Origin of the sequence: Mesorhizobium sp. CA7 (assembly GCF_020165015.1) — a bacterium.
Lineage (GTDB): Bacteria > Pseudomonadota > Alphaproteobacteria > Rhizobiales > Rhizobiaceae > Mesorhizobium.
Genome location: NZ_JAIUHH010000026.1, coordinates 41,179 through 53,160, shown reverse-complemented (window position 1 = coordinate 53,160; position 11,982 = coordinate 41,179). Strand labels below are relative to the sequence as shown.

15 protein-coding genes are annotated in these 11,982 nt (G+C 64.6%); 3 read left to right on the top strand and 12 right to left on the bottom strand.

Annotation, left to right across the window (positions count from 1 at the left end; all coding sequences use genetic code 11):
- Positions 1-272: 272 nt before the first annotated feature.
- From LB552_RS28285 to LB552_RS28275, 3 genes are all read right to left on the bottom strand, one after another.
- Positions 273-803: a hypothetical protein gene (locus LB552_RS28285; protein ID WP_224611420.1), complete on the bottom strand. Its 531-nt coding sequence runs from the start codon at positions 801-803 to the stop codon at positions 273-275.
- A gap of 141 nt (positions 804-944) precedes the next feature.
- Complete coding sequence (locus LB552_RS28280) at positions 945-1,301, bottom strand: YciI family protein (RefSeq protein WP_224611419.1); 357 nt, start codon at positions 1,299-1,301, stop codon at positions 945-947.
- The gene (locus LB552_RS28275; protein ID WP_224611418.1) at positions 1,298-1,516 is read right to left on the bottom strand and encodes a hypothetical protein; all 219 of its coding nucleotides are present in this window, start codon (positions 1,514-1,516) and stop codon (positions 1,298-1,300) included. Before LB552_RS28275 ends, LB552_RS28280 begins: the two co-directional genes overlap by 4 nt.
- Before the next feature lie 214 nt (positions 1,517-1,730).
- Here LB552_RS28275 and LB552_RS28270 point away from each other — a divergent pair, with 214 nt between their 5' ends.
- Entirely contained in the window at positions 1,731-2,156 is a 426-nt protein-coding gene (locus LB552_RS28270; RefSeq protein WP_224611417.1) for an OsmC family protein, read from the top strand.
- A gap of 214 nt (positions 2,157-2,370) precedes the next feature.
- Here the strand turns inward: LB552_RS28270 and LB552_RS28265 are convergent, their stop codons facing one another.
- The 7 genes from LB552_RS28265 to LB552_RS28235 all read right to left on the bottom strand — a co-directional run bounded on the left by LB552_RS28265 (position 2,371) and on the right by LB552_RS28235 (position 7,853).
- Positions 2,371-3,003 (bottom strand): YceH family protein, encoded by a 633-nt coding sequence (locus LB552_RS28265; protein WP_224611416.1) that lies wholly within the window; start codon positions 3,001-3,003, stop codon positions 2,371-2,373.
- 228 nt (positions 3,004-3,231) lie between these two features.
- Entirely contained in the window at positions 3,232-4,011 is a 780-nt protein-coding gene (locus LB552_RS28260) for a succinate dehydrogenase iron-sulfur subunit (protein ID WP_224611415.1), read from the bottom strand.
- The gene (locus tag LB552_RS28255; RefSeq protein WP_224611412.1) at positions 4,011-4,445 is read right to left on the bottom strand and encodes a DUF3052 domain-containing protein; all 435 of its coding nucleotides are present in this window, start codon (positions 4,443-4,445) and stop codon (positions 4,011-4,013) included. Before LB552_RS28255 ends, LB552_RS28260 begins: the two co-directional genes overlap by 1 nt.
- A 2-nt stretch (positions 4,446-4,447) precedes the next feature.
- Positions 4,448-6,283 carry a succinate dehydrogenase flavoprotein subunit gene (gene sdhA / locus LB552_RS28250; protein ID WP_224611410.1) on the bottom strand — a complete coding sequence of 612 codons (1,836 nt, stop codon included), beginning with the start codon at positions 6,281-6,283 and terminating at the stop codon, positions 4,448-4,450.
- Between the two features lie 4 nt (positions 6,284-6,287).
- Positions 6,288-6,683, bottom strand: a complete 396-nt coding sequence (gene sdhD / locus LB552_RS28245) for a succinate dehydrogenase, hydrophobic membrane anchor protein (RefSeq protein WP_224611408.1) — start codon at positions 6,681-6,683, stop codon at positions 6,288-6,290.
- Complete coding sequence (sdhC, locus tag LB552_RS28240) at positions 6,683-7,105, bottom strand: succinate dehydrogenase, cytochrome b556 subunit (RefSeq protein ID WP_224601902.1); 423 nt, start codon at positions 7,103-7,105, stop codon at positions 6,683-6,685. Before sdhC ends, sdhD begins: the two co-directional genes overlap by 1 nt.
- A 220-nt stretch (positions 7,106-7,325) precedes the next feature.
- Positions 7,326-7,853 (bottom strand): hypothetical protein, encoded by a 528-nt coding sequence (locus LB552_RS28235; protein ID WP_224611405.1) that lies wholly within the window; start codon positions 7,851-7,853, stop codon positions 7,326-7,328.
- A 363-nt stretch (positions 7,854-8,216) separates the two neighbouring features.
- Between LB552_RS28235 and LB552_RS28230 the strand changes: the two genes are divergently transcribed.
- Positions 8,217-8,570, top strand: coding sequence for a hypothetical protein (locus LB552_RS28230; protein ID WP_224611403.1), 354 nt, complete (start codon positions 8,217-8,219; stop codon positions 8,568-8,570).
- Positions 8,571-8,845: 275 nt separating this feature from the next.
- On the opposite strand, the gene LB552_RS28225 is transcribed toward LB552_RS28230, so the two are convergent.
- Positions 8,846-10,042, bottom strand: coding sequence for a sensor domain-containing diguanylate cyclase (locus tag LB552_RS28225; protein WP_224611401.1), 1,197 nt, complete (start codon positions 10,040-10,042; stop codon positions 8,846-8,848).
- A gap of 160 nt (positions 10,043-10,202) precedes the next feature.
- Between LB552_RS28225 and LB552_RS28220 the strand changes: the two genes are divergently transcribed.
- Positions 10,203-10,508, top strand: a complete 306-nt coding sequence (locus LB552_RS28220; protein ID WP_095769553.1) for a hypothetical protein — start codon at positions 10,203-10,205, stop codon at positions 10,506-10,508.
- Positions 10,509-10,571: 63 nt separating this feature from the next.
- On the opposite strand, the gene leuC is transcribed toward LB552_RS28220, so the two are convergent.
- On the bottom strand, positions 10,572-11,981 hold the full coding sequence (leuC, locus tag LB552_RS28215) for a 3-isopropylmalate dehydratase large subunit (protein WP_224601896.1): 1,410 nt from the start codon (positions 11,979-11,981) through the stop codon (positions 10,572-10,574).
- Between the last annotated feature and the right edge of the window lies 1 nt (position 11,982).

The following is an 11,982-nucleotide window of genomic DNA, read 5'->3' as shown; positions in this document are numbered from 1 at the left end:
TCCCACTTCAACCATACACCAGAACCAACACACAGGATTCCAGGGTCTGCGCGCGTCGCTTCGCTCCTTGCTCCGCCATAGAATGACGATCGCGATGGGCGTTCGGCCAATCACGAAGGCAGGCGATCTGATCGCCTTGTGGCGCCGTGGCAAATTCAGGTCAGGCCGAGTCGAAAATGGTGGCTTCCGAGAACCGGAGCGGAGCGTACTTTCCGTACGTGAGCACCGGAAGCGCAGGAAGCCACCATTTGCAGGCCGGCCTCACCTGAATTCTAGTTCACCTCGAATCCCAGCTTCTGCCGCAGCTTCAGCATCCGCTGGTCGGCGATCCTAAGGCTCTGCCCGCCGCCTTGCGCGACGCGGTTCAACATCCTGAGCAGGTCGTCCCGCTCATGCGGATCGAGGCGCTCGCGCAGGAACGGCGCCAGCTTGTCGATGACGATCGTGGTGTCGTCGATCTGCGCGGCGGCCCATTTGGCGTAGACGACCGCCTCGTCGGTCTTCTTCTGGCTGTCCGCGATCTGCGCGATCACCTCGCGAATGACCGCCTCGCGCTGCGGCAGGACCGGACCGTGCTCCGCGACGATCGCGGTGATCAGCGTCGCCGCCGCCACCACCGGATCGTCGATCGCGGTCAGCGGTGAGAGCGCGGCCTGATTGCGCAATTTCTTGCGACGGATGTTGCCCCGGACGCGCCCGACGACATCGGCGACCTCGCGCGCGGCGTCGCTCATATATTTCAGCCGGTACCACCAGATGGCGGCCGCTCCGAGCAGGCCGAGGATGGCGATCAGGAAAGGCATGCCGAATTCCCCCGAAATCGCGGCGACGATAAAAGAAGCGCGGCATCGCTTCAACACGCAACGGTTGCGTCCGTGAAGAAACCCTGAAGATGTATCCTAAGAGATAACTTCAACCGGCGTCGCGCCCATGCTGACCGGCGGCTATGACCCCGGCACGTCGTAGATCGCCCTGATCTCGACCGTGCCGAGCTCCGCCAACGGGATCTTGGCCGCGATATCGAGCGCCTCGGCAAGGTCCGCCGCCTCGACCATGACGAAGCCCAGCAATTGCTCCTTGGTCTCGGCGAAGGGGCCGTCGGTCACCAGCACCTTGCCCTTGCGCCGCCGGAGCGATTTCGACGTCGTCACCGACTGCAGCGCCTGCGCGATGACCAGCTTGCCTTGCCGGTCGAGCTCCCGGTCATAGCCGAGCGAGTCGGCATCGAGCTTGGCCATGCGCTCGGGGGTCAGCGCGTAGAGATCCTTTTCCTCGCCATAGACCAGCAGCACATATTTCATTTCGAGCTTCCTTTCGTCGACGCATTATAGGAGGCGACGGTGTCGGTCTTGGCTGCCGTCGCCGCATGGTCGAGCAGGCATGTCGCGACGCCGATGATGGCGATGGCCGCCGCCAGCCGGCCGAAGCCAAGCGCCGGCGGATCGAGCCAGAACTCTTCAAGTCGCCTCCCTTTTCGCTCGGGCTTTCCCCAGACCGCAAGAAACAGATTATCCATCTTAACCTCCATCGGCCGGGAGTGGCCGCCCGCAGGACGGTCGGGCAGACGGGAAGTCGACATTTTTGCATGCGCTTTTTTCGAGAATTTTTCGAAGCGCCTCGCGCAAGCACAATCATGTCGGGCCATGGATGGTCTTCCGCCGCGCCCGCGCTATAGTTCCGGGGAACGTCGGCGCCCGCCGGCGCAAACCCCGACAAGGCAGGAGGATTCCATGGACCGCACCGCAAACGCCGTCTGGAAAGGCAATCTGAAGGAAGGCAACGGCACGCTGGACACCCAGAGCGGCACCTTGAAGGGCACGCCCTATTCGTTCAAGGCGCGTTTCGAGGACGAAAGCGGCAAATCCGGCACCAATCCGGAAGAGCTGATCGCCGCCGCGCATGCCGGCTGCTACACCATGCAGCTGTCGCACTTCCTGGCCGAAAACGGCACGCCGGCCGCCGAGCTCGACGCCAAGGCAGTGGTGACGCTGGTGCCCGGCACCGGCATCACCGGCAGCGCCATCACCCTGGTCGGCAAGGTGCCGGGCATCGACGCGGCGAAGTTCAAGGAGCTGGCCGAGAAGGCCAAGGCCGAATGCCCGGTGTCGAAGGCGCTGGGAGCGATCAATGTGTCGTTGGATGCCAGGCTGGGGTGAGAAACTTCTCCGCAAAGGCTGGCGATCCTTCGCCCCCCTCTCTGCCCTGCCGGGCATCTCCCCCTCAAGGGGGGAGATCAGATGTCGCGTCGGCTTTCGCCAATCGCCGACGGTGAAAGAAGGGCGCCGGCGCCGGAACTGCTAATCTCCCCCCTTGAGGGGGAGATGTCCGGCAGGACAGAGGGGGGCGGCTCGCGCCAGCCTTTCCAGTGAGCTAACCGCCCAGCGCCTCGATCTTGGCGCGCAACCCAGCGACCTCTTCCTCCAGCGCCTTGACCCGCGCCTCGAGGTCGGCGTCCGAGGATGTCGCCGCCGGCTGCCAGGGCGCCGTCGCCACCGCTGCCGCTTCCACCGGACCACTCAGCAGATGCACATAGCGCTCCTCGCGCTGGCCGGGCGCGCGTTCGAGCAGCTGGATCAGCGGCGGCCGGCGGCCGATCATCAGGTCGAGATTGCCGCGCAACTCCTCAATCGAAGCAAAGCGCGCCATCCGCTCCGAACGGGCCAGCAGTTCATGCGCCGTCTGCGCCCCGCGCAACAGCAGCAGCCCGATTACCACGATCTGCGGCGTGGTCAGCGAAAAGCGCTGCGCCATCAGATGCTCGTAGCGCTCGACGCGCGAAGCGAAGGCCTGGCGCACGAGGCCTTTCTGCTCGAGCGTGCTCAAGGCCCGCCGGACCTCCGTCAGCTCCAGCGCCATCACCGGCTCGCGCGCCGTCTTCTGGTTGGCGGCGGCGTGCGCGCCGTTGAGCGTCAGTGGATAGACGTCCGGCGTCAGCTCCTTCTTCTCAATCAGGGAACCGAGGACTCGGGCTTCGGTGGGAGAGAGGACGGGGAGATCGGTCATGGGTTGCCTATCCTTTCTGACGCTGGCGGGACAGCGCCCCCCTCTGTCCTGCCGGACATCTCCCCCACTTGGGGGGAGATTAGCAGCTTCGCCGACGGCGCCTCATCCTTCAACCTTGGAGATTGGCGAAAGCGGCGGTGACAGCCAATCTCCCCACCTGTGGGGGAGATGTCCGGCAGGACAGAGGGGGGCGCGAAGGGTCGCTACCTGCGAGTAAGGCCGCGAGAACTATACCCTTCTCTCCACCATCATCTTCTTGATCTCGGCGATCGCCTTGGCGGGATTGAGCCCCTTCGGGCAGGTCTGCGCGCAGTTCATGATGGTGTGGCAGCGATAGAGCCGGAACGGGTCTTCGAGATTGTCGAGCCGCTCGCCCGTCGCCTCGTCGCGGCTGTCGATCAGCCAGCGATAGGCCTGCAGCAGCGTGGCCGGGCCCAGATAACGGTCGCCGTTCCACCAGTAGCTCGGGCAGGAGGTCGAGCAGCAGGCGCACAGGATGCATTCGTAGAGCCCGTCGAGCTTCTCGCGGTCCTCGTGGCTCTGCAGCCATTCCTTGGCGGGCGTCGGCGAGACCGTCTTCAGCCACGGCTCGATCGAGGCGTGCTGGGCATAGAAATTGGTGAGGTCGGGCACCAGGTCCTTGATCACCGGCATATGCGGCAGCGGATAGACCTTCACCGCGCCGGAAATATCCTCGACGCCCTTGGTGCAGGCCAGCGTGTTGGAGCCGTCGATGTTCATGGCGCAGGAGCCGCAAATGCCTTCGCGGCAGGAACGGCGCAGCGTCAGCGTCGGATCGATCTTGTTCTTGATCCACAACAGCGCGTCGAGAACCATCGGCCCGCAATCGTCCATGTCGACGAAATAGGTGTCCATGCGCGGATTCGCGTCATCGTCCGGCGACCAGCGGTAGATGCGGTATTCGCGCAGGTTGGTCGCGCCTTCCGGCTTCGGCCAGATCTTGCCTTGCTGGACCTTCGAGTTCCTGGGAAGCGTGAGTTCGACCATTACCTGCGGTCCTTTCGGATGACGAGCTTCAGCCCGGACCAGATTTCGTTCACGGCGGCGACCTTGACGTCGACCAGGTCGCGCTTCAGCGCCTCCGACCGGATGACGTCCTCGGTGACGTCGGTCGGCACTTTCGATGCCTTCTTCGGCCAAGAGACCCAGACCATGCCGTCGCGCTTGATCGCCGTCTCGATGCCGGCCAGGCCGTCCTCGACCTCGGCGCGCTGCCGGGTGAAGGCATGCACGGCATCGTATTTCCGGCTGCCCGAGATCGCCGACCACTCGGCGAGCCTGTCGACGCCGGCAAAGGACACCGCCTCGGTAAGCGCATCGAGCTCCGGCGGCAGCGCGATGAAGGCGGTGACCATGCCGTCCCTGAGGCCAAGCTTGGCCGGGAGCGGCGTGCCGGAATATCCCGTGGTCGCCTGCGCCATGGTCAATACACCCGCGCCTTCGGCGCGATCTTGGCCAGGCTGATGCCGCCGTCCTTTTCGGCCAGCAGCGGCTCGGTATGCACCGGCCTGTAGGTCAGCGTCACCTTGCCGTCCTCGCTCAGATGGGCCAGCGTATGCTTGCGCCAGTTGGCGTCGTCGCGCGCCGAGAAATCCTCGCGCGCATGCGCGCCGCGGCTCTCCTTGCGCGCCTCGGCGCCGTAGACCGTGGTGATGGCGTTGGCCATCAGGTTTTCCAGCTCCAGCGTCTCGACGAGGTCGGAATTCCAGATCATCGAGCGGTCGGTGACCTTGATGTCCTTGAGCTCGCGCCAGAGTTCCGAAATGCGCCTGCAGCCGTTCTCCAGCGATTCCTGCGTGCGGAATACGGCGGCGTCTTCCTGCATGGCGCGCTGCATCTTCTCGCGCAGCACGGCCGTCGGCGTCGAGCCGTTGGCGTGGCGCAGCCTGTCGAAGCGCTCCATGATCTTCTCGACCGAGGCCGCGTTGGGCGACGGGATCGCCGACTTGCGGTCGATCACATGGCCGGCGCGGATCGCCGCCGCGCGGCCGAACACGACGAGGTCGATCAGCGAGTTGGAGCCGAGCCGGTTGGCGCCGTGCACCGAGGCGCAGCCGGCCTCGCCGACCGCCATCAGGCCCGGCGACACGCGGTCCGGATTGTCGAAGGTCGGATTGAGGACCTCGCCCCAGTAATTGGTCGGCACGCCGCCCATATTGTAGTGGACCGTCGGCAGCACCGGGATCGGCTCCTTGGTGAGGTCGACGCCGGCAAAGATCTTGGCCGACTCGGAAATACCCGGCAGCCGCTCGTGCAGCACCGCCGGGTCAAGATGGTCGAGATGCAGGAAGATGTGATCCTTGTTCTTGCCGACGCCGCGGCCCTCGCGGATCTCCAGCGTCATGCAGCGCGAGACGACGTCGCGCGAGGCGAGGTCCTTGGCCGACGGCGCGTAGCGCTCCATGAAGCGCTCGCCCTCGGAATTGACGAGATAGCCGCCTTCGCCGCGCGCGCCCTCGGTGATCAGGCAGCCGGCGCCGTAGATGCCGGTCGGATGGAACTGCACGAACTCCATGTCCTGCAGCGGCAGCCCGGCCCTGGCCGCCATGCCGCCGCCGTCGCCGGTGCAGGTATGCGCCGAGGTGGCGGAGAAATACGCACGGCCATAGCCGCCGGTCGCCAGCACCACCATCTTGGCCGAGAAGCGGTGGATTGTGCCGTCATCGAGGTTCCAAGCCACGACGCCGGTGCAGGTGCCGTCCGGCTCCATGATCAGGTCGAGCGCGAAATACTCGATGAAGAACTGCGCGTTGTTCTTCAGCGATTGGCCGTAGAGCGTGTGCAGGATGGCGTGGCCGGTGCGGTCGGCGGCCGCACAGGTGCGCTGCACCGGCGGACCGTCGCCATAGTTCATCATATGGCCGCCGAACGGCCGCTGGTAGATCTTGCCTTCCTCGGTGCGTGAGAACGGCACACCATAATGCTCGAGCTCGTAGACGGCGGCCGGCGCCTCGCGCACCATGTATTCCATGGCGTCGACATCGCCCAGCCAGTCCGAGCCCTTGACGGTGTCGTACATGTGCCATTGCCAGGAGTCCGGCCCCATGTTCGAAAGCGAGGCGGCGATGCCGCCTTGCGCCGCGACGGTGTGCGAGCGCGTCGGGAAAACCTTGGTGATGCAGGCGGTGCGCAGCCCCTGCTCGGCCATGCCGAGCGTGGCGCGCAGGCCGGCGCCGCCGGCACCGACGATGACGACGTCGAACTTGTGGTCGACAAAAGTATAGGCGGAAGCCGTGCTGGCTGTATTTGCGTTGGCCAAGACGTCAGCCTCCGAATGCGAGTTTGAGCAGGGCAAACAGCGAAGCGACGCCGACTGCCACGCAGAAGAAGGTGTTGAGCGCGATCAGCGCCAGCTTCATGCCCTCGCCATGCACGTAATCCTCGATGATCACCTGCATGCCGATGCGCATGTGGTAAAGCGGCGAGATCAGCACCAGCCCGAGCATGACCACCACGAACGGGTTCGCAAGCGCCGCCCGCACATCCGTGTAGTCATGGCCGTTGACCGCGATGAGGAAGCCGACGAAGAACAGGATCAAAGGAATGTTGGCGATGGCGGTCAGCCGCTGCCGCCAGAAATGACCGGTGCCCTCGCGGGCCGAACCGAGGCCGCGGACCTTCGCCAGCGGCGTGCGCATGTCCGAATTGTTGGCGGCCATCAGAAAGCTCCCCGCGCCATATAGCCGGCGATCCAGATCAGCAGCGTCAGCACGATCGAACCGGCGAGCGTGGCCCAGGCGATCCTGGACGCGGTGTGTTTTTCCAGTCCCGCGCCGGTGTCCCAGATAAGATGGCGCAGCCCGCCCAGCATGTGGTGCATCAGCGCCCAGGTGTAGCCGAAGAGAACAAGTCGGCCGAGCCAGGAGCCGAAGGCCCAGTTGACCCAGTCGAATGCGGCCTGCGAGCTCGAAGCGGCAATCAGCCAGGCCGCCACCAGCAGCGTCCCGAAATAGAGCGCGCCGCCGGTGATGCGATGGATGATCGACATCGTCATCGTGATCGGCGGCCGGTAGATCGTCAGATGCGGCGAGAGCGGCCGTTCACGTCTGGCAACTGCGCGGGTGGCTGGTGATTTGCTCATGGCTCCCCCAGTTCGGCATCCTGGAGCCGCGATGCGGCCTTTGCCGCCCTCATATATGGCTCCGGACAGCCGGTTTCTAATGCTCTTTTTGCACCGCGTCAAAGCCGGAAAATCGTTTTGGAAACATCATTTAGTGTGAGAAATTGGCCTTCACGCGCTTCAATCGATTAGCGGCTGTTCCGACGCCGGCTCAGCATTCGTTGCAGTGCAACAAAGAGCGCTATCTCCGACAAGTCTGCGGCGTCGATCCTCTCTTCATCACCAGCGCTTCGCGTCCGTCGATCACGATTGCGTCATGCGTCGCCGCTTCCTGGTAACGGCTGCTCTGGTTGGTGGGTGAGGCCGCGAATTCCTCGGTCGAGCCGTCCGGGCGGACCAGGCGTAACGACGAGCCGAGATTCTGGATGGTGATCATGCCGCCATTGCCGCATCTATAGTTGGCCGTGCCGATGCCGGACCGCGGCACGGTAAGGTCTGTGACGATCTTGGTTGCGGGCGCGCGGGTTGCGGGGGTCTTGGTCGTTGCAGGTGCCGGCGCGGTTGTAGCTACCGGGGCTGTTGCAGGTATCGGGGGTGTTGCAGCTGCTGGCGGCACCACGGGTGCAGCGGACTGCGGGGCCGGAGCAGTCGAGCGAGCGGGTGGGGCGGCATTCGCCGCCTTCGGCGCGCCGTCCTGCGGCACGCAAGCCGCGGCCGCGAGAAGCAGCGGGATGGTGATCGACACCCGAACCGTGTGGCCAAAGCTCATGCGCTGCCCTTTCGTGTGCGGCACGCTACAGCAATTCCAGGAAAAGTGTGAACGGCTGGGTCGGGCGCCTTCGCCGTATCCTTCCGTCCGGAATTGCGTCGAAACAAAGAGAGAGGCGGTTGCCTTTCCGTGAAACGGTGGACCGCTGTAGCCACGCGGCGACGCAAGATCAAGCTGACCCGGAGTCAGCCCTGCGCCAGGGTCGCCCTCGCCGTCGGGAAAGCCCGCTTTCGAAAATTAACCATGTTCCTTAACAACCGGCTCCGAAAGCCTTCCGCCTCTTAACAAAGGTTAAGAAAGGGTTAATTTCCGATTCGAACCGGAATTCAGGCGCGATTCATTGCGTCATCAAGGGAGAGCGACATGCGTTCGAATTCAGTGCGGGCAGGCGTTGCCGCCGCGGCGTTCGCGGGGCTGGTGACGGCAATCGCCGCGCCGGCGGAAGCCGGCTTGCGCCACCATGACCGCGTCTATGCCGATTCCTTCGGCAATCTCGTCATCGACAGCGCCGCCGGCTACAAGCGCATCATCGTCGGCGAAGGCAAACTCGCGAAAGAACTTTCCCAATACACCGGCGGCCAGCCGGATGTGATCTATGACGATGCGGACGAGGCTGGCGCGCCCGGCTGCTACCAGCCGCCGGTGCTGGTCAAGGGCCGTTCCTATATGTACGGGCTTTCCGACGGCGAGATGCCCAATCTCAATCCTTGCCGCTGAAGGCCGTCGGCGTTTGGCTCCGCCGCAGCCTGACACGCGCACGCAATCGCGGCCGGCAAGGCCCGGCCTGTCGTCATTCTAGGGCGAAGCAAGGAGCGGAGCGACGCGCGCAGACCCTAGAATCCATGCCGTTCCATTAAGTCATTGCGGCGGTTACGGAATTTGCGCCGCAGCATTCTACAACGGAGGTAACGGCATGGATCCTCGGGTCAAGCCCGAGGATGACGAAATTGCAGGAGCTTCGGGCAATCGCGAACGTTGCGATCGCCTTTGCCTCAGCCGACGGCGAGCGGCTCGGCAGCGAAGGCGGTTTCAGGTCTCTCATAGGAAAGCCGCACGCTGTCGCGGCCGTTCTTCTTGGCCTTGTAGAGCGCCTCGTCGGCGCGCCGCATCAGCGGCATCAGCCCTTCCCTGCCGGTGCGGGCGGCAACGCCGAAGCTTGCGGTGACCCTCGTGTCGGGCGGCAGGCCCTCGATCGCGCCGGCCGAATAGAAGGAACGGATCGCTTCGGCGAAGAGCCTTGCCGACGCCAGGTCGCTCAGCGGCAAAAGCACGGCGAACTCTTCGCCGCCGATGCGGCCGGCGGCCCCGCGCGCGCCGGTGGCGGAACGCAGCTTGGCGGCGAAGTCGGCGATCACCCGGTCGCCTGCCTCATGGCCGTGCCGGTCGTTCAGCGCCTTGAAGTGATCGAGATCGGCAAGCACCAGCGCGACGGGAAATCCGGCCTTGCCGCACTGGTCGAGCAACAGGTTCGCCCGCTCCTCGAAGCCGCGGCGATTGAGGATGCCCGAGAGCGGGTCGGTATGGGTCTCGTCCTTCAGCGCCCTCATCACATCGAGCGCCGCCGCTGTGAACAGGCAAAGCGCGATCAGCAGCGACAACAGCGCGTGCGAAAGCAGCGCGGTCGTCCAGTAGGACGATCCGTAGAACCCGTCATAGCTGGGGAACGGGCCGTGCGCGATGACGACAACCAGCGTGCGGGCAATGAAGTTCAGCCCGGAAAGCAGCGACAGCACGAGCAGGATTTTCTCGGTTGGGCCGTTGTGGCGCACCGTTCTCAGCTCGGCGCCGACCAGCAGGCTGAGCGCGCCGAAGCCGAAATTCATCGCAAGCACGCGCCAGGTGAGGTCCGGCTGAACGAACATGAACCAGATGAAGGCGGCGAGCCCGCCGCCGGTCACGATGCCGATCCCGACATAGGGCACGCGCCGCCCGTAGCGCGCGATGATCGCGCTGGAGAGGCAGCAGGCCGCGATCGTGAAGCAGATGTTGGAAACGAGCTTGGTCAGCGCCACGCCGATCGGAAGCGTGAAATATTGCAGCAGGAAACCCGGTGCCGACAGGCAGTAGCTCGCGCCGAGCACAGCCAGATACGGTCGATGGCGCTGATAGGACCACAGCACGAGGAACGCAGCGCCGAGCGCCAGCGCTATCGTCGGATTGAGCAGCGCTATGAGCAGACCGGTGTCCAAAAGACTGCGACTTTTCCCAACTTACCCAACGGGAGATACTAGGACGCAAGCCCAAACAAGCGGTTAAGTCTCGATAGATACATCGCATGCCACGCGGAACCGGCCTGCCGGAGCGGCGTTGTCCGGCCAGACAGGAGACGCCAGACGGGAGACGATCGAGATGGCGGGCACGATCACTTTGACGAACCACGATGAAATCCGCTCCTGGGCGGCGGCGCGCGCCGGCTTCCCGGCCATCGTCGACGTCTCGCCCGAAGCCGGAACGCAGCCCATGCTGCGGCTGGTTTTTGGGCAGCAGGCCTATGAAGACACCGACCGCCCGGAGCGTCCGATCAACAGCGGCGGCTACGAACTCGTGGAGTGGGACGAGTGGTTCAGGATTTTCGACGAGCGGCAGCTGGCCTTGGTCGTCGCCGCCGACGAGCCCGGCCGGCGCGAGGAGTTTCACGAGATCATTCGCAGATAGATCGCTGAAAGCAAAAGGCCCGGACGTCGTGTTCGGGCCCTTGTTGAGAGACGCGGCCGGCTGTTACTTCCAGTCGCGGATGTCGACGAAGTGGCCGGCGATCGCCGCGGCCGCCGCCATGGCCGGCGACACCAGATGAGTGCGGCCCTTGAAGCCCTGCCGGCCCTCGAAATTACGGTTCGAGGTCGAGGCGCAGCGTTCATGCGGCTTCAGCCGGTCGTCGTTCATGGCCAGGCACATCGAGCAGCCCGGCTCGCGCCAGTCGAAGCCGGCGGCGACGAAGATCTTGTCGAGGCCCTCGGCCTCCGCCTGTTCCTTGACCAGGCCCGAACCCGGCACGATCATGGCATTGACGCGCGGATTGACCTTCTTGCCCTCGACCACTTTGGCTGCGGCGCGCAAGTCCTCGATGCGGCCATTGGTGCAGGAACCGATGAAGACGCGGTCGAGCTCGATGTCGGTGATCTTGGTTCCAGGCGTCAGCCCCATATAGTCGAGCGCGCGGATCTTCGACGTGCGCTTGTTCTCGTCCGCAATCTCCTGCGGATCGGGCACAGTGCCCTGCACCGAGACGACGTCCTCAGGCGAGGAGCCCCAGGAGACGATCGGCGGGAGTTTTTGCGCGTCGAGCACCACGACCTTGTCGAAATGCGCGCCTTCGTCGGACTGCAGGGTCTTCCAATAGGCGAGCGCCGCATCCCAGGCGGCGCCCTTCGGGGCGCGCGGCTTGTCCTTGACATAGGCAAAGGTCGTCTCGTCCGGCGCGATCAGGCCGGCGCGGGCGCCGCCCTCGATCGACATGTTGCAGATCGTCATGCGGCCTTCCATCGACAGCGAGCGGATCGCTTCGCCGGCATATTCGATGACGTAGCCGGTGCCGCCGGCGGTGCCGATCTCGCCGATGATGGCGAGGATGATGTCCTTGGCGGTGACGCCTTCCGGCAGCTGGCCGTCGACGCGCACCAGCATGTTCTTGGCCTTGCGCTGGATCAGCGTTTGCGTCGCCAGCACATGCTCGACCTCGGACGTGCCGATGCCATGCGCAAGCGCGCCGAACGCCCCATGCGTGGAGGTATGGCTGTCGCCGCAGACGATGGTCATGCCGGGCAGCGTGAAGCCTTGCTCGGGCCCGATGATGTGGACGATGCCCTGGCGGATATCGTTCTCGGAATAATAATCGATGCCGAAATCCTTGGCATTCCTGGCGAGCGCCTCGACCTGGATGCGGCTTTCCTCGTTCTTGATGCCGAACTTGCGCTCGGGCGAGGTCGGCACGTTATGGTCGACGACGGCCAGCGTCTTTTCCGGATGCCGGACTTTTCTGCCGCTCATGCGCAGGCCTTCGAAGGCCTGCGGGCTGGTGACCTCGTGCACGAGGTGGCGGTCGATATAGAGCAGGCAGGTGCCGTCGTCCTGGCGGTCGACCGTGTGGTCGTCGAAGATCTTGTCGTAGAGGGTGCGCGGTGCGCTCATG